A 19,360-nucleotide genomic window follows, 5' to 3' on the forward strand; every position below is an offset into this window, starting at 1 on the left:
TCATGGCCGCTGCTGTCACGAATGCACCCGATGCCGTCTTCACGCGCATCGTCCTGGTTACGGGGCCCTGATGTCTGAGCCGTTATTACAGGCTGTCGATCTGCAGTGCGAACGGGATGAACGGATCCTGTTCCGTGACCTGTCGTTCTCCATACTGCCCGGTACGGTGACCCGTGTCGAGGGCCCGAACGGCTCCGGCAAGACCACTTTGCTGCGGATGCTGGCAGGCCTGAATGATGCCTGGTCGGGCAATCTGCTCTGGTGCGGCAAGCCCAGATCCGGCCAGCGTGAAGAATTCCTCCGCAATACCCTGTATCTTGGCCACCGGCCCGGCATCAAACCATTGCTGACGCCCCTGGAAAACCTGCGGGCACTGACGGCAGGGCGGCGCCCGCTGCCGGATCCGCTTCTGCGCCAGGCCCTGGATGGTACCGGGCTGAACGGGTTTCAGGATGTGCCTTGCCGGAACCTATCGGCAGGGCAGCAACGTCGTGTGGCTCTGGCGAGGTTGTTGATCGCCGATGAGCCGCTTTGGTTGCTGGATGAAGTCTTCACCGCCATTGACGCGAGCGGTGTCACCGCCATTGAGGACCTGCTGCAACAGCGGGCCGCTGAAGGCGGAGCGGTCGTCGTGACAACCCATCACGACCTCGGATTGCCGGGGATGCAGCGCATTGTTCTGGGCGGAGGGGCAGCGAATGAATGCTGATTGCCGGCCAACGCTGACCTTGCGGCAGGATTCCGTCGGAGCGCTGGCGGCGATGCAGGCTGTGTTTACCCGGGACATGAAGGTAGCATTCCGGCAGCGGCAGGATCTGCTCAACCCACTGTTGTTCTTTGTCATGGTCGTAACCCTTTTTCCCCTGGGGGTTAGCCCGGAAGTGTCATTTTTGAGAGAGGCCGGAGCCGGTATCCTGTGGGTGGCGGCGTTGCTATCGGTGCTGTTGTCGCTGGACCATCTGTTTCGCCATGATTTTGACGACGGCACGCTCGAACAACTCGTGCTTCAGCCCCAGCCCCTGTTTCTGCTGGTACTGGCGAAAACGGCGGCGCACTGGGTGTTAACAGGCCTTCCATTGGTGGTACTGACGCCGGTTTTGGGCGTAATGGTTCATCTCGACGGGAACTCCATCGGAGTTTTGTGTCTAACGCTGCTGATCGGTACACCGGTGCTGAGCCTGATCGGGTCCATCGGCGCGGCACTGACACTTGGATTACGGTCGGCCGGGGTACTCTTGTCCCTGTTGATCATTCCGCTGTACATTCCCGTCCTGATCTTCGGCACGGGCACGGTGGCTTCGGCTGCAGAAGGCGCTCCTGTGGGTGCCTATCTCGCTTTGATGGGCGCATTTCTGGTGCTGGCATTGACCCTGGCGCCTTTCGCATCGGCAGCGGCGCTGCGTATCAGTCTGTCTAACGGGTAAAACAAGGTAACGGTAGGACGGTGACCATCTGATGTGGCAATTTTTTCACAAGCTGGGTTCTCCCAAATGGTTCTTCGGGATTGCAGCCCGGCTGATGCCCTGGCTACTGGCAGGCGGCATCCTGCTGTTGATGGCGGGCATTGTCTGGGGGCTGGCCTTTGCTCCCAAGGATTATCTTCAGGGCAACAGCTACCGGATTATTTTTATTCACGTGCCCACGGCCTTCCTGGCCCAATCGGTCTACGTAATGATGGCGGTGGCAGCCGTTGTCACCCTGGTCTGGCGCATGAAGCTGGCGGATGTGTTCGTCAAGTCGGTCGCGCCGGTGGGGCTGGTACTGACCTTTCTTTCCCTGTTTACCGGTGCTGTCTGGGGCAAGCCCACGTGGGGAACCTGGTGGGTCTGGGATGCCCGTCTGACCTCGATGCTGATCCTGCTGTTCCTGTATGGCGGCGTGATCGCCCTGGACCGGGCCATCAACGATGAAAAATCTGCGGCTCGGGCGGTATCGGTGCTTGTGCTGGTCGGGGTGGTGAATATACCGATTATCCAGTACTCCGTTGAATGGTGGAATACGTTACACCAGCCGTCGACGTTCAAGCTGACCGAAAAGCCGTCCATGCCGGCAGAGATGTGGGTGCCGTTGCTGCTGTCTGTACTCGGGCTGTACCTGCTGTTCGGCTGGCTTGCCTGTTTGCGAATGCAGACCGAGATTCTTCTGCGCGAGCAGAGAACGCGCTGGGTTAAAGATTACGTGTTGGTCGGGAGGGGCTGAAGTATGGCATTTGATTCCTTTTCGGCATTTATGGTGATGGAAGGTCACGGGCCGTATGTCTGGTCCTGTTACGCCGCCTTCTTCCTGCTGATGATCGGCCTGATGGTCTGGTCCCTGCGCCGTCGCAAGGCCGCCATTGAGGCCTGCCGTCGTGGTTATGAATTGCAGGCAGATCGGCAGGATCCGCAGGCCGCATCGGCTTCGGCCGCCTCTTTCACCCGCGTCAAGGTTTCCCAAGACTGAAAGGCAGATATCTGATGCATCCAATCCGAAAAAAGCGGTTGACCATTGTCCTGTTCCTGTTGGTGGGACTGGGCATCGCTGTGGGTCTGACCACCTATGCGCTGCGACAGAACATTAACCTGTTTTACGACCCTACCCAGATTTCTGCCGGTGAAGCGCCGGTGGATGTCAGGATCCGGGCCGGTGGCATGGTTGAGGAGGGCTCGGTTCTGCGTGATCCGGATAGCCTGATGGTTGAGTTCAAAGTGACCGACTTCAATGCCTCTGTGCCGGTGCAGTACACCGGTATCCTCCCGGATCTGTTTGCCGAGGGGCAGGGTGTGGTTGCCATGGGCCGACTGGACCAAAACGGCCGCTTTGTGGCCGATCAGGTTCTGGCAAAACACGATGAAAACTATATGCCGCCGGAAGTCGCGGATGCACTGGAGAAGGCCTCGAAAGGCCAGCATAAAGCCAGTGGCAGTGCCGAAACCGTATCCTACTAACCGTTTTATCTGACAGCCTGGTTTCTGGAGGCCTTTGATGTATCCCGAACTCGGACAGCTTGCACTGATTCTCGCGCTGTTGTTGGCAGTGCTCCTCTCCGTAGTCCCCCTGGCCGGTTCGCTGACTGGCAGGGACAATCTTCAGGCGTTCGCCAGGCCACTGGCGTCCGGCATGTTTGTTTTCATCGGTCTTGCCTTCGCCGTTCTGACCCACGCGTTCGTAACCGACGACTTTTCAGTGGCCTATGTTGCCAATAACAGCAACAGCCTGTTGCCCTGGTACTACAAGTTCAGTGCGGTGTGGGGCGGTCACGAGGGCTCACTGCTGCTCTGGATTCTCATGCTGGCCGGCTGGACATTGGCGGTTGCGATCTTCAGCCGCCGCCTGCCGGCGGTGATGATCTCCCAGGTGCTGTCGGTGCTGGGCATGGTTTGTGTCGGCTTCCTGCTGTTTATCGTTATCACCTCCAACCCATTCGACCGTCTGCTGCCCAATGTGCCCGCCGATGGCGCGGATCTGAACCCCTTGCTCCAGGATTTCGGGCTGATCGTGCATCCGCCGATGCTCTATATGGGTTATGTCGGTTTTGCCGTGGCCTTTGCGTTTGCAATCGCCGCCCTCATTAATGGCCGTCTCGATGCCGCCTGGGCACGCTGGTCGCGGCCCTGGACTACGGTTGCCTGGGCGTTCCTTTCCCTTGGCATTGCCCTGGGTAGCTGGTGGGCCTACTACGAACTTGGCTGGGGTGGCTGGTGGTTCTGGGACCCGGTCGAGAATGCCTCATTGTTACCCTGGCTTTCCGGTACTGCCCTGATGCATTCACTGGCGGTCACAGAGAAACGCGGTGTGTTCAAAAGCTGGACGGTGCTGCTGGCCATTGTCACCTTTGCTCTCAGCCTGCTGGGTACCTTCCTTGTCCGGTCTGGCGTACTGACATCGGTTCACGCCTTCGCATCTGATCCTGAGCGGGGCACTTTCCTGTTGGGCCTGTTGGCAGTCACAGTAATCGCCAGTCTGGCGCTGTATGCGTTCCGGGCACCGGTGGTGCATGTCCGCTCCCGGTACGGCTCTTTGTCTCGGGAAGTGTTCCTCTTGCTCAACAATGTTCTGCTGGTATCGGCCACACTTCTGGTTGCAGTCGGCACGCTGTATCCGTTGGTGCTTGATTACCTGGAGCTGGGCAAACTGTCGATCGGTGAGCCGTTCTTCAATCTGACGTTCAGCCCCCTGGCGGTAGCGACCGGCCTGTTGCTGGGTGCCGGTATCTTCTCCCGCTGGAAGAAAACCGATGGTGGCTGGCTGGCGCGGAAGCTTCTGTGGCCCCTTGCAATCAGCGTCGTTGGCACCACGGCGGTCATGATCGGTTACGGTGGCTTCAAGCCCTGGGCATTCCTCGGCATTTTCGCCGCCATGTGGGTAACGGTTGCCACGTTCTGGGATCTCTGGGACAAGTCTTCTTCCCGAAAAGGTCGTTTGCACGGCTTGAAACGGCAGTCCCGCAGCTATTACGGCATGGTGCTCGGGCATCTGGGACTGGCCATTACCATGGCGGGGGCTACGGTGGTTTCCAACTACGGCATCGAGCGTGACGTACGTATGGTACCCGGCGATGTTGCCACTGTCGGCGATTATCAATTTGCGTTCAGGGATATCGGTGCCCGCCAGGGCCCCAACTTTACGGCTCAATATGGCACTTTCGATGTCATGTTGGATGGTGAGCTTGTATCCGTGCTTCATCCCGAGAAACGCCAATACACCGTCGGTATGAGCGTCATGACCGAGGCGGACATCGACGCCGGTCTGTTCCGGGATATCTTCGTGGCCATTGGTGAACGCATCACCGACGAGGCCTGGGCCATCCGGCTGCAGTACAAACCACTGGTTCGCTGGCTTTGGCTGGGCTCCCTGTTCATGGCAGCCGGCGGCTTCCTGGCGATCGCTGATCGCCGATACCGAATCCGGGAGGAAGCTGACAAAAAAGTGCCGGCCGGTACTGCCGCGCCTGAACCAGGCTCTGCGACGTCTGCTGGAGCAGCGTCATGAAACGGTTCCTGCTGTTTTTGCCGCTGCTGATTGCCGTTGTTGTCGGCATAGTGCTGTTCGCGGGCATTGGCAAGGATCCGACCAAGCTTGAATCGGCCCTGGTTGGCAAGCCGGTTCCCGAGTTCAGTCTCCGGGATCTGCACAATCCGGATGCCATGCTGGACAGGAGCGTATTCCAGGGCCAAGTCTCCCTGCTGAATGTCTGGGGCACCTGGTGCCCGGCCTGCAAGGATGAGCACGACGACCTGATGTGGCTGGCCGAGGAAAAGGGCGTCAATATCATTGGTCTGAACTACAAGGATAACCGCGAGGACGCGCTGGTCTGGCTCGACCGTCTCGGGAATCCGTACCGGAAAACCATCTATGACCCCCGCGGCACCCTCGGGTTTGATCTGGGTGTGTACGGCGCGCCGGAAACCTTTGTGATTGATGCCGAGGGCATGGTCCGCTTCCGCCATGTGGGCGTGGTCAATGAAACGGTCTGGGAACAGACGTTGCTGCCCGTGATCAATGATGTTCAGGGGAATGGCTGATGGTCAGGGTCGTTTGTTTGATGTTGGCGCTGATATTTTCCGGTGTCGCTGCAGCCGAGGTGGCTGACGTATACGATTTTTCGGATCGGGCCCAGGAGCAGCGCTACCAGAACCTGATCGCGGAACTGCGCTGCCCTAAATGCCAGAACCAGAACATTGCCGATTCCAACGCGCCTATCTCCAAGGACATGAGGGAGGCGGTCTACCGGATGATGAAAGACGGTGCCAGTAACGAGGAGATTGTTGAATCCCTGGTTGGCAGGTTCGGTGAGTTCGTTCGCTACAAGCCCGAGTTTGACAGTCGGACGTTTCTGCTCTGGGCCACACCGGCCATTGCGGTCTTCGGCGGGGTTCTGGTGGTGGCCGGCGTGGTCATCCGCTCCCGGCGGGCGGGGCAGGATAGCCCGGCCCTGAGTGCCGAGGAAAAAGCCCGGGTCGACAAAATGCTGGCAGATGAGGACAAGCTGTCCTGAAGCTGGCTTTGCCCGGTATGTTCTGGCTGCCGCCTCATTATTAATTCTGAACCTGTGACTGATACTCCATGACTGACACTTTCTGGATTGCCGCAACGGTACTGATCATTCTTGCCCTTTTGTTCGTGTTGTACCCGGTCTTTTTCCATCGGCTGGGTGCGCGGAAACAGACCGACCTGAAAAACCAGAATCTCATGGCCTATCGCTCCCGGATGAAGGAGCTCGATAGCGAATACGAGGCCGGTCTTCTGGATGAAGAGAATTATCGCCAGCTCAAGGAAGAGCTCGCCGGTAGCATGCTGGACGATGTGCCGGAGCAGGGCCAGGCGAGGCCCGTAATCAGTGGTCGAAGGAGTGCCATGGCAGTGGCGCTGGTGTCGATTCTTCTGATCCCGGCGGCCACCGTCTACCTCTACGAGCGTTGGGGGGCGATGGACCGGGTTGAACAATTCATCACCATGCAGGAAATGGGCGCCACCGACGGTTCGAGACAGGCCCAGATGATCGAACTTTCCGGTCAGCTCCGTGAGCGGCTGGAAGCCAGCCCGGATAACCCGGAGGGCTGGGCAATGCTGGGGCGGACCTACATGCGCCTGGAGCGTTATGACGATGCGGCCTGGGCATTCCGGCAGCTGGCGAACAGTGTGGATGACGACGACAGGGCAGAAGCCGTCGCTTATGGTCTGTCTGCCCAGGCGCTGTTCTTCGGTAGCCAGGGTGCCATGACGGAAGAGGTCACCGCAGCCATTGAACAGGCTCGAGCGTTGAACCCGGATGAAGTCAATGCCCTCGGATTGCTGGGCATCAATGCCTTCAGCCAGGAGAACTATCGGGAAGCCATCGAATACTGGGAGCGGATCGAAACCGTTGCACCCGATCACCCCCAGATCGCTTCGATCCGGGAAGGGATTCGTGAAGCCTACACCCGTCTTGGCGAGGAACCACCTGCACAGGTGGCCGAAGCAGAGGCATCCGGGGCCGGAGTAACCGTCCGGGTGACTCTCGCAGAGGACTTCCGGGATCAGGTGCCCGCCGATACCACGCTGTTCCTGTTTGCCCGTCAGGCCAATGTCCGGCAGGGCCCACCTCTGGCCGTTGCACGGCTGACGGCCGACCAGCTGCCGGTGGAAATCCGCCTGGACGATCGCTATGCGATGTCACCCCAGGCGACCATTTCCAGTGTTGACGAGGTTGTTGTCACAGCCCGCCTCAGTCGCTCCGGCAGTGTCACCGCCCAGGCGGGTGACTGGCAGGGCAGCACCGACGGGCCCGTAGCGGTCAATGAAAGCCAGGACGGGCCGATAGCGGTTGTGATTGATCAGCAGCTGATCGATTAGTCGTCAGGACAGGCCTTTCGGGTATAGCGGAGGCAGATCGGCGCTGGTGTTGACCTGCTTGTGTTTCCGGATCTTCTCAAGGGCCTGCGCCAATGGCCGACCATCCCAGGCGTCGTTCTCGTGTCCGGGTGCAAAAAGCCTGGCCTGGAGCCTTCTGAGTTCCGTGGCCAGCGTCTGGTCACCGAAATGATCGACAACGTCGGCCGCTGAACGGAAGCCGTGGCCGGGCGAGTGCAGGTTTGCCCATTCCACCACGAGTTCCGGGGTCACTGCTGCGCCATCCCTCGCGGCCTTGATCAAACGGTCGAACGCGGCATCTTCATACCGGTGTTCTGTCAGTTGCGGGGTGACGTTTCGGCGTTTGCCCGACCTCCACCACGCCAGTAATGTCCCGGCCCAGAGAATTCCCAGCAGCAGGGCGAGCCACTGCCAGAGGCCGGTTTCGTCAGGTGCCGGGCTAATCTGGGGTTCCGTGGCGCCAGCATCCGGTTCCGGGTCTGCATTGCCCTGGTTGCTTTCCGGGGAGGCGGTGGAGGCTACGGCATTCGGGTCATTCACTGTCAGTGTTCTCTCGGGTATCACGGCAATGCGTTCACGGTCGGCTTCCGTATCCCACCAGGGTATTCGAATGGCGGGCAGGGTCATTTGCCCTGCTTCTACAGGCACCAGGGCCACGGACTGGTTCAGTGACGATGTGAGGCCGGCGGGTGTGGTTTCGGTCTGGCGCTCCGGCTCTTCGGGGTAGCTTCTCAATCCATCCGGAACGGCATCGGGTAAGGGAGGAAGGGCCTCCGCAGGCAGTCCGGCTGCCGTCAGCTTGATCTCGCGGGTGATGTTTTCGCCGGTGGCGACGCCCAGAGACGGTGGAAGCCCGGATTCCTCAAGCGCTACGCCGGTTGCCGGCAGCCATGTTTTTCCACTGAATTGTGCGGGGACATCCTTGACCGGCACTTCGAACAGTTCTTCGCTGTCCCGCAGAAACCGAAGGTTACCGGACGGGTCTCTGGCCTGGCCCTCGAATCGGACTGGGGGAAGCTTGAGGGTCCCGGGACGCTGGGGAAAAAGCGCATATCGGCGTTCCACAACGCGGTACCGAACACCGTCGCGATAGCGGGAGAATTCCTGCTGCCTGCCCAGGGATTCGATAATGACATGGGGATGGGTCGGCTCGGAGAGCTCTCCGCGAATCAGGTTGCCCCGGAAGAAAAGCCGAACGGTCAGAATCAGCTGCTCCTGTACGTACAGTTCATCCTTGTCGGCGGAAAGCTCGATAAAGCTGTCACGGCCGGGAGCGGCCTGGTCCGGTGGCGAGCCATCCACCACTTCCACGGTTACCGGCTGTGACTTCGCACCTTTGAAAGTGAGCGCCGGGATGGTCAGTTCGCCGGTGGTTTTCGGTGCAAGCTGGTAGGTCCAGGTAATCTCCCCGACCATCTGGCTGTTCACGGTGCGGATACTGTATTGCTGGTTCTGGCCCAGGATTTCGAAATCCGGTTCCACTTTCTCGATATCGGGCTTGGGCAGGCTGGACATGTCGAAGTCAAACAGGTTGCCGAGGTTGATATCGATTTCCATGCTGCCCTTCACCGTCAGCGTGAGAACCTCACCCTCGTAAATACGGGTTCGGTCGGGCTCTACCGTCAGCTGCTGTGACTGTGCCTGGGCCGGCAGCCAGATTGCCGTCAGAAGCATCATTAAAAGAAATTGACAGACGGCGGGTGTAATCAGCCGTTTTACCATGGTGTATCGCCCTCATCGGATGGAGTCTGGCGTTGTTGATACTGCTGCAGGAACTTTCGCTGCAGTAAGCCGCCCGGATTGTCCGGGACCCGCCTGAGCCATTGTTCCTGGCTCTGGGTCAGCGGTGTTTCAGAAATAGCGGCGGGCGCCTGGGCCTGGCCCGGAGACGTTTCGTTCTCTCCAGATGCCTGCTGCGCAGTGCCATCCTCGCCGGGCTCCTGCTGGTTCTGGTCATCGGCCTGATTGCCTGGCTGATCCTGCTGGCCGGACGAAGATTGCCTGTTATCGGGGCTTTGCTGCTGTTTGTTGCCCGAACTGCCGGAATTCTCGCTTTCACTGTTGCCTTGCTGATTCTGGCGGTTCTGCTGCTGGTTGCCCTGGTTTTCCTCGTTGCTGGAGGAGTCCGAAGAGTCCTGCTGGCTGCCGTCCTGACCCTGCTGCTGTTGATTCAGCAGCTCCTCGACAATCTTCCGGTTGTGTCGGGCATCCTTCATGTCTGGCGCCTTTTCCAGGGCGGCATCGTAAGCGGCCAACGCCTCCTCCAGTTTGCCGGCACGGGCCAGTGCGTTGCCACGGTTGTAACTGGCACGTGGGCCCTGTGACTGGGCGAATGCCTGGGCGGCGCTCTCGAACTGGCCGGATCGATACAGGGCAGAACCACGCCATTCCGGGTCGTCCAGCTGCCGGGCGGCGGTTTCCGGGCTCTTCTCAATCAGTGCGGGGGCTCTCTGATCCTCCCGTTGCCAGAGTTCATCCCAGCTTATGGCAGCAGCGGGCTGTGGCCAGACCGGTAACAGGATCAGGGCGAGGGCACTGAAGGCACCACGGCGCCAGCCCAACAAAATCAGGGGAAGGGCGAGCCAGAGCAGCCAATAACCGTCATCCTGCCAGCGGCTGACCGTCAGGCCGTCCTCTGATTCCTGCCAGTCGTCACTGTCCCTCGGGCTCAGGTCCAGTGATTGAATATCGGTGTCGTCCAGGGTCAGCTCATGGCTTTGGCCGCCGGTGCTTTTAGCAAGTTCTGCCAGCGCACCGGGGTCCGCCCGGCTGATTACAATGTCCCCGTTTTCCCGGATAAATCCGCGCCGGGCCAGGGGAATGGGGCCGCCTTCCTCGGTTCCGACAACGAGAGTGTTAAGCGCATAACCGGTTCCGGAAAGGGTGTCCCGGATCGTCCCGGTGTAACGATCGTTGATGTCGTCAGTGATCAGCAGAATCCGGCCTTGCCCTGGAGCACCCTGCGCAAGCAATTCCTTTGCCCGGGCCACGGCCAGATCCGCCCGGTTACCTGTGGCTGGCATGATAACCGGGTCCAGCACATTGAGCATGCCTTCAATGGTGCGGCCATCATCGGTGAGTGGAGTGACCACATGGGCGTCGCCGGAAAAGACAAGCAGGCCGGTCAGGCTGCCCTCCCGAAGCTGGAGAATATCCCGGATTTTCCGTTTTGCCCGGGTCAGGCGATCCGGCTCCACGTCCGTGGCCAGCATGGACAGGGAGAGGTCCAGTGCAATCACAAGGCTGTCGCCCGGTTGTTTCAGTGGGGTGGGTGCCTCCCGCCAGGCAGGCCCGGCCAGTGCGAGGGACAGGATAGTCAGTGCGACGGCGGCCGGAGCCAGCGGCGATTTTGCCGTTTTTCCCGAGCTGCCATCGTGACGAATCAGCGGCGATAGCAAACGCGCCGGAATAAGCCGGGACCAGCCACTGTCGCCCAGACGCATTTGCCGGAATGCCAGATACAGGATCGGTAGCAGCAGGAGCAGCAAGAGCCAGAACGGTCGCAGAAAATGAAAGTCAGCCCACATTTGCTTCCTCCTCTTTCCCGCTCCGCCGTGAGCCAGCGACAAGCTGCCACCCGTGGCGAACCAGGAACAGGGTCAGCCACAGGAGGACTGCAAGGCCGGCAGGCCAGACATAGAGCTCGGTCACTGGCCGAAAGAACTTGCCCTCCAGCTCGATGGGTTCCAGTTGATCAATGCTCTCGTAGATGAGTTCCAGTTCGGGCAGACTACGGGCCCGGAAATACTCCCCCCCGGTTTGCTTCGCCATCCGGGTCAGCAGGTTTTCGTCGAGATCCCTGGACGGGTTCACCCGCCGTGAGCCCAGCAGGCCGCGCTGCACCATGGACTCGGCGCCAATGCCGATGGTGTAGAGCCGAATGCTGGCGGCGGCGGCGATTTCGGTGGCCTTGTCAGGGGTAATTTCGCCGGCGGTATTGGCGCCGTCGGTCAGCAGAACCACAACGCGCTGGTCCTGGGGCCGGTTTCTCAGCCGCTTGGTGGCCAGCCCTACCGCGTCACCGATGGCGGTGGCGCGACCGGCCATGCCCAGGCCCGCCTCACGCATCAGGGTTCGGACGGTTTCAAGATCGAAGGTGAGGGGGGCCTGAACGTAGGGCTCAGTGCCGAACAGGATCAGACCTAGCCGATCACCCTGGCGGCGGGAGATGAAATCATCAAGCACCCGCTTGACCGCCTGCAGGCGATTAATGCTCCGGCCCTGGAGAACCATGTCCTGCTCATCCATGCTGGGGGAGATGTCCACGACCAGCATCAGATCGCGGCCGGAAACCGGCATCTGCACCTGCTCACCCACGTGCTGGGGCCGTGCCAGCGCAATCACCAGAAGGGTCCACATGAGGAACAGCAAAAGTTGCTGCCAGAGTGGAACGGCATTGCCGCGACGACTGACGCCGGGCAGGTCAGACAGCCAGTGGCCGACCGGTAGCACCGGTGCGTCGACCGATTGCCCTCCAGGCTTGCGCCATTTAAGGATCAGCGGTAACAGCAATAGAACCAGTACCCAGGGCCAGGCAAGACTCAGCATTTCTGTCCTCCCAGCCACAATCGGGCGAACGCCAGTGCTTCGGTGGGTTCTGCCGAAACATTGGGCCGCCAGGCACTCTGCACCAGGGCCTCGGCAACCGGTCTGGAGGCAACCCGGTCCCTTGGGGCGGTAGTCAAAAGGAATTCCACCCAGGCATCGCCAGTCAGCGCCTCCGGGTGTTGGTCCGGGTAGCGCTCTCGGGCGGCTTGCTTGAGCAGGGTATTCAGTTGCGTAAACCACGCGGGATCCGGACTGGCTGAGCGCTCAAGGCTGGCGAGCTGGGCGCGGGCGGATCGCAACCAACGGTTTCGTTTTCGTCGCTTGAGGATAAACCAGACCAGGGCCGCAAACGCCGCAATGATCAGCACTGCCAGAATCCACCAGCCCGGCGCCGGCGGCCAGAAGCCACCGGGTTCTGGCAGGTGAATGTCCCTGAGTTGGCTGAGCGGATCCTGCGGATTCATCCGATTCGCCCTCCAGGCCCCAGCAGTAACTTCAGGGCCACTGCGGGATCTTCTGCTGTGGATACCTCCGCCATAGTAACCCCGGAGGTACGGAAACATTCCTCCAATTGCTGTTCATGGTTGGTGACCTTCTCATGCCAGGCCCGCTGGAACCGGGGGTTTCCGGCGTCGAACCACACTGGACCATCCGGGCCGGCAACCGCGAAGCGTCCGCTTTTGGGCAGCTCTTTTTCCAATGGATCCACGATTCTAAGGGCACTAACAGCATTATGGCGTGCCAGGGCACCGAGCAGGGTGCCCGTCTCTGGCGAGATATCAAGGAAATCACTGATCACGAAAATCCGGCTGCCGGTGTGAGCGACCCGGCGAGCCTCGGTGAGCGCCGTGTCCAGCCTGCACTGGCTGGATTGCTCGTCCTTTACCTGTGTGCGGTTGTCTCTGAGTTGCTGTTCGTCCAGGGTGTCCAGAAGCCGAAGCACCGACTTTTTGCGACGGGCAGGGCGAAGAACGTGCAGGGCCTCGCCATTGAAAACAATGCCCCCCACCTGGTCTCCGGACCATAACGCGAGCCAGGCCAGAATTGAGGCGATCTGGGCACAGCGAACCTGTTTGAAGGCGCCGGTGCTGGCAAAAAACAGACTGGGGCCGAGATCGCACAGGAGCAGGACGGGCCGCTCGCGTTCTTCTTCGTAGAGCTTGGTATGTGGTTCCTGGCGTCTGGCTGTTACCCGCCAGTCGATGCTGCGAATGTCATCCCCGGGCTGGTACAGACGGACTTCGGCAAACGCCATACCCCGGCCGCGCTGGGGTGAGCGCTGCAAGCCGGCCTGGCGGGAGCGTACAGGGCGGGCAGAGGGAAGTTTCAGCGCCCGGGCGTCTGCCTGCAGGCGGATCAGATCCGGTAGGCCAATGTGGGTTATTGCTTCGGTGTTGCCCATGCCAGACGGCTCCCGTGTCTTGCTTCCGTCGATGGCTTCAGGCGCTCACCGGAACACGCTCGATCAGCCGCTCGATAACGGTATCGGCGGTCATGCCCTCGGCTTCTGCTTCAAACGTGAGCAGGATGCGGTGTCGGAGCACGTCGAAGGCCATGGCACGCACATCGTCCGGCGTTACGTAGTCACGGCCGTCGAGCCAGGCCAGTGCCCGCGCACAGCGATCCAGGGCGATAGTGCCACGGGGGCTGGCGCCGAAGGCAGTCCACCGGGCCAGTTCCGGATCCAGCGCGGCCGGGTCACGGGTTGCCAGTACCAGTACCAACAGATATTGCTCAACAGGCTCTGCCATGTAGATATTGGCTACCTCTGCACGGGCATCAAATACCTGGTCTGCGGTCAGTCGGAGGTCCGTTTTCGGCAGGCCATGACGGTAGTCATTCCGGGCCAGTTGCAGAATAGCCTTCTCCGCCTCCGCCGATGGATAGTGGATGACGACATGCATCAGGAACCGGTCCAGTTGGGCTTCTGGCAGTGGGTAGGTGCCCTCCTGTTCGATGGGGTTCTGGGTTGCCATAACCAGAAACAGCCGGTCCAGAGGAAAGGTGCGCATACCAACGCTGATCTGTCGCTCGCCCATGGCTTCCAGAAGGGCGGATTGGACCTTGGCGGGTGCCCGGTTGATTTCGTCGGCGAGCACGAGATTATGGAATATTGGTCCGCGCTGGAATTCGAACTGGCCCGTTTCCGGGCGGTAGATTTCGCTGCCGGTGACGTCGGAGGGCAGCAGGTCCGGGGTGAACTGGATTCTGTGAAAATCGCCTTCCAGATGGTCGGCAAGCGCCTTGATGGCGGTGGTTTTCGCCAGTCCCGGTGCGCCCTCTACCAGCAGGTGGCCATCGGCAAGCAGCGCTATCAGCAGGCGATCCACCAGCTTTTCCTGCCCGATAATCCGTTTGGCTAACTGTTCCCGTAACTCACCGAACGTATGCTGTAACGACATTGGAAATGACTGCTCTCTGTATCTGAGGATGTTCCGGAGAAACCCGTATCGTGCGTAGGTAGTTGCCGAAGTTTTGGCGTCTGGCCGGCAAAAATCAAGGGTTTGACTATGCTTATGTGACGATACGCCGATTACGTTTATTTCACACTAACTGAGGTCGACCATGAATGCGCTGACAGTGGCCAGCAAGGATCAATTCTTTGAACAGTTGGCTGAGGCCTTCGCAAAGAAGATTTCTAAAACCGAAGCCAGGAAAATCAGCGAGTTTGCCAAACAGCATTATGCTCATATTCCGCTTGAGGAGCTTGTCAGTCGACGATTTGGTGATACCTATGGCGCCGTTCTTGCCGCATGGCAGTTTCTGCAAAAGCGCTCTGCCGAGGAGACGCCCGTCGCTGTTTTCAATCCGGACCTGGAGAGCGATGGCTGGCAGTCGACCCATACCGTTGTTTTTATCCTGCATCCGAACATTCCGTTTCTGATCGATTCCCTGCGCATTGCCATCAACCAGCGCGAGATTGGCACCCATTCCATCCAGCACTCGATCCTGCAGGTTGAGCGTGAAAAGGATGGCAAACTCAAGAAACTGCTCACTTCGAAAAAGAAAGCCTCTGAATCAGCCTATGAGGCTTTCATTGTTCTTGAGATTGACCGACACAGTAATCCCGAGGACCTCCGCGAGCTGGAAGATACACTGCAGAATGTTCTCCACGAGGTGCGGATCGCTGTTAGCGATTTCCCGATCGTCACCGAGAAGGTGAACGAGATCCTGGGCGAGCTGGACAGCACCACCGCCGGCATCAACGAAGATCAGAAAGAGGAGGCCCGGGCCTTCCTGGAGTGGCTGGCCCGGGATCATTTCACCTTTCTGGGCTATGACGAGTATGACTTTGCCAAGGATAAGAGCGGCATGGTCGTGCGGAGGGTTGAGAATTCCGAACTGGGTATCCTCCGGGTCAATAACGAACGCCCGGATCGGGTTCGCCTGAATGAGCTGCCACAGCGCACCCGTCATGAGATGACCCGGAGCGATGATATCTTTATCTTCGCCAAGTCTGCCCAGCGTTCGCGGGTCCACCGCCCTGCGTATCCTGACTACATTGCCGTCAAGAAGTTCAACAGCAAAGGTGAGGTGGTCGGTGAGCGCCGCTTCCTCGGTCTCTACACCGCAAGGGTATACAACGAACGCCCTGACGAGATTCCCCTGCTGCGTCGGAAGTTCCAGAGCGTCATGAAGCGGTCCGGTTTCCTGCGTGACGATTACGCCGGCAAGGAACTGGAGCAGATCCTGACGGTGTATCCGAGGGACGAGCTGTTCCAGATTGAGCCGGACGAATTGCTGAAAGTGGCCAAAAGTATCCTGTATATCCAGGAGCGCCGCCGCATCGAGCTGTTCATGCGGGAAGATGTGTACGGCCAGTTTGTTACCTGCCTGGCGTTCTTCCCGAGGGATATCTACAACACCGAATTGCGGCTGAAGGTAGAGCAGGTTCTGGTAGACCGGCTGGAGGCCGAGGACGTCGAGTTTGTCACGCATTTTTCCGAGTCGGTACTGGCTCGCGTCCAGTTCACCATCCGGGTTCCCCAGGTTGAAAACCGCCAACTGCCGACGTCGGAGATCCGTGAGAAGGTCATTGAACTTGCCCAATCCTGGCGGGATGGACTTTCCGAAGCCTTGAGCGAGGCCTATGGTGAAGAGCAGGGCAATGAACTTTATCGGTTGTGGGCAGGGGGATTCCCGGCCAGTTACACCGACATGTTCTCGCCCAGGCGGGCTGCCATTGACCTGGAGCACATCGCGGCATCGTCTAATAACCATGATCTGGCCATGAGCTTCTACCGGGCTCTGGAAGAGGAAGAAAGCACGCTGCATTTCAAGCTCTTCTACCCGGACGAGCCTCTGCCACTTTCCGATGTGATGCCGATTTTCGACAACCTTGGATTCCGGGTTATCGGTGAGCACCCCTTTGAGGTGACCGACCGTCACAACAAAACGGTCTGGATCCACGATTTCACCCTCCAGGCTCACCATGGCAGCGTGGTGGATATTCATCGTATCCGGCCCATTTTCGAGGAGCTGTTCCGTCGCGTCTGGTATGGAGAGGCGGAGAACGACGCTTTCAACCGGATGCTACTGTCCTCCTACATGAGCTGGCGCGAAATCGCTCTGCTGCGGACCTATGCCCGGTACATGCGTCAGATCCGGTTCTCCAACAGCCAGACCTTTATTTCCAACACGCTGGTCAATCATGTCGAGCTGACCCGGATGCTGCTGGAGTTTTTCGAGATCCGCTTCAATCCGGAACGCTACCAGAGCCCGGGCAAGAGCCAGGCGGCCCAGCAAAAACTGGAAATAGAGTTCAATGCCGGTCTCGACAATGTCGAAAATCTCAGTGAGGATCGGGTGCTGCGGCTGTATCTCGAGCTGATGCAGGCTACGCTGCGCACCAACTACTACCAGGTGGATGAGGCGGGCGGTCCCAAGCCCTATATCAGTGTGAAGTTCGATCCATCGCGGATTCCGGACCTGCCGCTTCCCATGCCGATGTTTGAGATCTTTGTGTATTCACCCCGGGTTGAAGGTGTCCACCTTCGGGGTGGCAAGGTCGCCCGTGGTGGCTTGCGCTGGTCTGACCGGTTCGAGGATTACCGCACGGAAATCCTGGGGCTGGTCAAGGCTCAACAGGTCAAGAACGCGGTCATCGTGCCGGTGGGTGCCAAGGGTGGCTTTGTCGCCAAGCGCCTGCCGGACCCATCAGACCGCGAGGCCTTCCAGGCCGAGGGCATCGAGGCCTACAAGACGTTCATACGGGGGTTGCTGGATATTACCGACAACCTTGTGGATTCGGGAATTGCGGCGCCGGAAAGAGTTATTCGCCACGACGACGATGACCATTACCTGGTTGTGGCTGCCGATAAAGGCACGGCAACCTTCTCGGATATCGCCAACGGATTGGCCGCGGAATACGGCTTCTGGATGGGCGATGCGTTCGCTTCCGGTGGCAGCAACGGCTACGACCACAAGAAGATGGGTATCACGGCCCGGGGCGCCTGGGTATCGGTCGAGCGCCACTTCCGGGAAATGGGTATCAACCCTGCGCTGGATGAATTCACGGCCATCGGTATTGGTGACATGGGCGGCGACGTTTTTGGCAACGGGATGCTGTGCTCGGAGAAGACCAAACTGGTTGCGGCCTTCAACCATGTCCATATCTTCATTGATCCCTCGCCAGACCCGGAGAAAAGCTTCAAGGAGCGCAAGCGTCTGTTCGGGCTTGCCCGCTCAGCCTGGACCGATTACGACAGCAAACTCATCTCCAAAGGGGGCGGCGTATTCAGCCGGAGTGCCAAGTCCATCCCCGTTAGCGCGGAAATGAAGAAGCTGTTGGGTATCAAATCGGACCGGGTGCCGCCCAACATGCTGATTTCCCATATTCTCAAGGCCCAGGTCGACCTGCTCTGGGTGGGTGGTATCGGCACCTATGTGAAAGGTGCCAGCGAGTCCCATGGTGATGTGGGCGACAAGGCCAACGACGGTCTGCGCATTAACGGATCGGAACTGCGCTGCAAAGTGGTCGGCGAGGGCGGCAATCTCGGGCTCACACAGCTCGGCCGGATTGAATTCGCCCTTCGCGGCGGGCGCCTGAACACCGACTTCATCGACAACTCCGGTGGCGTGGATTGTTCCGACCATGAGGTCAACATGAAGATCCTGCTCAATCGGGCCGTTGCCATGGGCGATCTCACCAACAAGCAGCGCAACGTCATGCTGGAGGAGATGACCGATGATGTTGCTGAGCTGGTGCTCAAGAACAACTACCGGCAGACCCAGGCTATCAGTATCGCCAGTGAGGATGCGGCGACCCGGCTGGAGGAATATCGCCGGCTGATGAATACCTTTGAGAGCGAGGGCAAGCTGAACCGGGCCCTGGAGTTTCTGCCGGATGATGAAACCCTGTCCGAGCGCAAACTCGACAAGAAGGGGCTGACCAGGCCGGAACTGTCGGTTCTGATTTCCTACGTGAAAGGCGACCTGAAGCAGACCCTGATCGACAGCACTCTGCCTGACGACCCGCTGCTGGCCGGTGAGATGTACAAGGTCTTTCCGCGGGATCTGACCCAGAAATTCTCGAAGGAGCTCGGAGAGCATCAACTGCGCCGTGAAATCATCGCGACCCAGATTGCCAACGACATGGTCAACCACATGGGAATTACCTTTGTGGAGCGTTTGAACCAGTCTACCGGTGCCGATGCGGCCTCCATTGCATTGGCCTGGATCATTGCCCGGGATGTGTTCCGCATTGATAACTGGTGGGACAGGATTGAGGCCCTGGATTTTCATGTGCCGGCCCAGTTGCAGATGGAGCTGATGCAGGACCTGATGCGGCTGATGCGCCGTTCGGTGCGCTGGCTGTTGCGCAACCGTCGTGCGGAGCTGAGCATTCAGCACCACATGGAGCGTTTTGCCGACAGCGTCTGGGCGATTACCGCCGGACTACCGGAATATCTTGGTGACCAGGCCAAAACCACCTGGGAAAAGCGGCATCAGGCGCTGGTGGATGCCGGCCTGCCGTCAGAGCTGGCGTCCGTGGTCTCGGGTACCGGGCACCTGTATTCATCGCTGGGCATTATCGAGGCCCACGAAGCCTCGGGTATGCCACTGAAGACTGTTGCCAACCTGTATTATGAGCTGGGCGATCGTCTGGACCTGAACTGGTTTGCCAGCGCTATTGCAGCACTGCAACCGGCTTCCCACTGGCAGGCTCTGGCCAGGGAAAGTTTCCGTGAGGATCTGGACTGGCAGCAGCGTGCCCTGACCACCGGCGTTCTGAAACTGGCAGAAAAGCCGGAAGATGTCCCGGCCTGTGTGGAGAGCTGGCTGTCGCGTCATCAGCCGATGATCGATCGCTGGAAATCCATGCTGTCGGAGCTCAAGGGTGTGCGGGAGCCGGAATACGCCATGTTCTCGGTGGCCCTGCGCGAATTGCTGGATCTGGCCCAGAGCACCATGCACCAGCCACACGCGGAGGCCGAAGCTGAGACCAACTGAGTATTGCTTTGGCGTCTGCATTCCCGTT

At 59.5% G+C, this 19,360-nt stretch carries 16 protein-coding genes; 10 read left to right on the forward strand and 6 right to left on the reverse strand.

All coding sequences use genetic code 11. From position 1 onward, the window contains the following. The first annotated feature begins 70 nt into the window (after positions 1-70). The 9 genes from ccmA (at position 71) to ccmI (ending at position 7,314) form a co-directional block, all read left to right on the forward strand. Positions 71-709 (forward strand): cytochrome c biogenesis heme-transporting ATPase CcmA, encoded by a 639-nt coding sequence (ccmA, locus tag QZ534_RS06845; protein WP_296933035.1) that lies wholly within the window; start codon positions 71-73, stop codon positions 707-709. Next, positions 699-1,424 carry a heme exporter protein CcmB gene (ccmB, locus tag QZ534_RS06850; RefSeq protein WP_296933037.1) on the forward strand — a complete coding sequence of 242 codons (726 nt, stop codon included), beginning with the start codon at positions 699-701 and terminating at the stop codon, positions 1,422-1,424. The genes ccmA and ccmB overlap by 11 nt, the downstream gene beginning before the upstream one ends. A gap of 31 nt (positions 1,425-1,455) precedes the next feature. Next, on the forward strand, positions 1,456-2,199 hold the full coding sequence (gene ccmC / locus QZ534_RS06855; RefSeq protein ID WP_296933038.1) for a heme ABC transporter permease CcmC: 744 nt from the start codon (positions 1,456-1,458) through the stop codon (positions 2,197-2,199). A 3-nt stretch (positions 2,200-2,202) separates the two neighbouring features. Further along, the gene (ccmD, locus tag QZ534_RS06860; RefSeq protein WP_296933040.1) at positions 2,203-2,442 is read left to right on the forward strand and encodes a heme exporter protein CcmD; all 240 of its coding nucleotides are present in this window, start codon (positions 2,203-2,205) and stop codon (positions 2,440-2,442) included. Between the two features lie 14 nt (positions 2,443-2,456). Continuing rightward, positions 2,457-2,927: a cytochrome c maturation protein CcmE gene (ccmE, locus tag QZ534_RS06865; protein ID WP_296933041.1), complete on the forward strand. Its 471-nt coding sequence runs from the start codon at positions 2,457-2,459 to the stop codon at positions 2,925-2,927. 37 nt (positions 2,928-2,964) lie between these two features. After that, complete coding sequence (locus tag QZ534_RS06870; protein ID WP_296933042.1) at positions 2,965-4,971, forward strand: heme lyase CcmF/NrfE family subunit; 2,007 nt, start codon at positions 2,965-2,967, stop codon at positions 4,969-4,971. After that, positions 4,968-5,504 carry a DsbE family thiol:disulfide interchange protein gene (locus QZ534_RS06875; RefSeq protein ID WP_296933044.1) on the forward strand — a complete coding sequence of 179 codons (537 nt, stop codon included), beginning with the start codon at positions 4,968-4,970 and terminating at the stop codon, positions 5,502-5,504. Before QZ534_RS06870 ends, QZ534_RS06875 begins: the two co-directional genes overlap by 4 nt. Beyond that, the gene (locus tag QZ534_RS06880) at positions 5,504-5,977 is read left to right on the forward strand and encodes a cytochrome c-type biogenesis protein (protein WP_296933045.1); all 474 of its coding nucleotides are present in this window, start codon (positions 5,504-5,506) and stop codon (positions 5,975-5,977) included. Before QZ534_RS06875 ends, QZ534_RS06880 begins: the two co-directional genes overlap by 1 nt. Positions 5,978-6,045: 68 nt before the next feature. Beyond that, positions 6,046-7,314 carry a c-type cytochrome biogenesis protein CcmI gene (gene ccmI / locus QZ534_RS06885; RefSeq protein WP_296933047.1) on the forward strand — a complete coding sequence of 423 codons (1,269 nt, stop codon included), beginning with the start codon at positions 6,046-6,048 and terminating at the stop codon, positions 7,312-7,314. Positions 7,315-7,317: 3 nt separating this feature from the next. Here the strand turns inward: ccmI and QZ534_RS06890 are convergent, their stop codons facing one another. Genes QZ534_RS06890 through QZ534_RS06915 form a run of 6 tightly spaced genes read right to left on the reverse strand, consistent with a single transcriptional unit; the run spans position 7,318 to position 14,282 of the window. Beyond that, positions 7,318-9,009 (reverse strand): BatD family protein, encoded by a 1,692-nt coding sequence (locus tag QZ534_RS06890; RefSeq protein ID WP_296933048.1) that lies wholly within the window; start codon positions 9,007-9,009, stop codon positions 7,318-7,320. 38 nt (positions 9,010-9,047) lie between these two features. Beyond that, positions 9,048-10,859: a VWA domain-containing protein gene (locus QZ534_RS06895; protein ID WP_296933050.1), complete on the reverse strand. Its 1,812-nt coding sequence runs from the start codon at positions 10,857-10,859 to the stop codon at positions 9,048-9,050. After that, positions 10,849-11,880 (reverse strand): VWA domain-containing protein, encoded by a 1,032-nt coding sequence (locus QZ534_RS06900; RefSeq protein WP_296933052.1) that lies wholly within the window; start codon positions 11,878-11,880, stop codon positions 10,849-10,851. Before QZ534_RS06900 ends, QZ534_RS06895 begins: the two co-directional genes overlap by 11 nt. Continuing rightward, on the reverse strand, positions 11,874-12,344 hold the full coding sequence (locus QZ534_RS06905) for a DUF4381 domain-containing protein (RefSeq protein ID WP_296933053.1): 471 nt from the start codon (positions 12,342-12,344) through the stop codon (positions 11,874-11,876). The genes QZ534_RS06900 and QZ534_RS06905 overlap by 7 nt, the downstream gene beginning before the upstream one ends. Further along, on the reverse strand, positions 12,341-13,282 hold the full coding sequence (locus tag QZ534_RS06910; RefSeq protein ID WP_296933055.1) for a DUF58 domain-containing protein: 942 nt from the start codon (positions 13,280-13,282) through the stop codon (positions 12,341-12,343). The genes QZ534_RS06905 and QZ534_RS06910 overlap by 4 nt, the downstream gene beginning before the upstream one ends. Positions 13,283-13,319: 37 nt before the next feature. Beyond that, the gene (locus QZ534_RS06915) at positions 13,320-14,282 is read right to left on the reverse strand and encodes a MoxR family ATPase (protein WP_296933058.1); all 963 of its coding nucleotides are present in this window, start codon (positions 14,280-14,282) and stop codon (positions 13,320-13,322) included. 163 nt (positions 14,283-14,445) lie between these two features. On the opposite strand from QZ534_RS06915, the gene QZ534_RS06920 reads away from it, so the two are divergent. Next, complete coding sequence (locus tag QZ534_RS06920; RefSeq protein ID WP_296933060.1) at positions 14,446-19,332, forward strand: NAD-glutamate dehydrogenase; 4,887 nt, start codon at positions 14,446-14,448, stop codon at positions 19,330-19,332. Positions 19,333-19,360 lie beyond the last annotated feature (28 nt).

It is taken from the genome of uncultured Marinobacter sp. (assembly GCF_913055835.1).
Classification (GTDB): domain Bacteria; phylum Pseudomonadota; class Gammaproteobacteria; order Pseudomonadales; family Oleiphilaceae; genus Marinobacter.

What these genes read in the sequence shown, in the direction of transcription:
- ccmA (WP_296933035.1), top strand. Translation starts at nt 71, where the DNA reads ATGTCTGAGCCGTTATTACAGGCTGTCGATCTGCAGTGCGAACGGGAT.
- ccmB (WP_296933037.1), top strand. Translation starts at nt 699, where the DNA reads ATGAATGCTGATTGCCGGCCAACGCTGACCTTGCGGCAGGATTCCGTC.
- ccmC (WP_296933038.1), top strand. Translation starts at nt 1,456, where the DNA reads ATGTGGCAATTTTTTCACAAGCTGGGTTCTCCCAAATGGTTCTTCGGG.
- ccmD (WP_296933040.1), top strand. Translation starts at nt 2,203, where the DNA reads ATGGCATTTGATTCCTTTTCGGCATTTATGGTGATGGAAGGTCACGGG.
- ccmE (WP_296933041.1), top strand. Translation starts at nt 2,457, where the DNA reads ATGCATCCAATCCGAAAAAAGCGGTTGACCATTGTCCTGTTCCTGTTG.
- QZ534_RS06870 (WP_296933042.1), top strand. Translation starts at nt 2,965, where the DNA reads ATGTATCCCGAACTCGGACAGCTTGCACTGATTCTCGCGCTGTTGTTG.
- QZ534_RS06875 (WP_296933044.1), top strand. Translation starts at nt 4,968, where the DNA reads ATGAAACGGTTCCTGCTGTTTTTGCCGCTGCTGATTGCCGTTGTTGTC.
- QZ534_RS06880 (WP_296933045.1), top strand. Translation starts at nt 5,504, where the DNA reads ATGGTCAGGGTCGTTTGTTTGATGTTGGCGCTGATATTTTCCGGTGTC.
- ccmI (WP_296933047.1), top strand. Translation starts at nt 6,046, where the DNA reads ATGACTGACACTTTCTGGATTGCCGCAACGGTACTGATCATTCTTGCC.
- QZ534_RS06890 (WP_296933048.1), bottom strand. Translation starts at nt 9,009, where the DNA reads ATGATGCTTCTGACGGCAATCTGGCTGCCGGCCCAGGCACAGTCACAG.
- QZ534_RS06895 (WP_296933050.1), bottom strand. Translation starts at nt 10,859, where the DNA reads ATGTGGGCTGACTTTCATTTTCTGCGACCGTTCTGGCTCTTGCTGCTC.
- QZ534_RS06900 (WP_296933052.1), bottom strand. Translation starts at nt 11,880, where the DNA reads ATGCTGAGTCTTGCCTGGCCCTGGGTACTGGTTCTATTGCTGTTACCG.
- QZ534_RS06905 (WP_296933053.1), bottom strand. Translation starts at nt 12,344, where the DNA reads ATGAATCCGCAGGATCCGCTCAGCCAACTCAGGGACATTCACCTGCCA.
- QZ534_RS06910 (WP_296933055.1), bottom strand. Translation starts at nt 13,282, where the DNA reads ATGGGCAACACCGAAGCAATAACCCACATTGGCCTACCGGATCTGATC.
- QZ534_RS06915 (WP_296933058.1), bottom strand. Translation starts at nt 14,282, where the DNA reads ATGTCGTTACAGCATACGTTCGGTGAGTTACGGGAACAGTTAGCCAAA.
- QZ534_RS06920 (WP_296933060.1), top strand. Translation starts at nt 14,446, where the DNA reads ATGAATGCGCTGACAGTGGCCAGCAAGGATCAATTCTTTGAACAGTTG.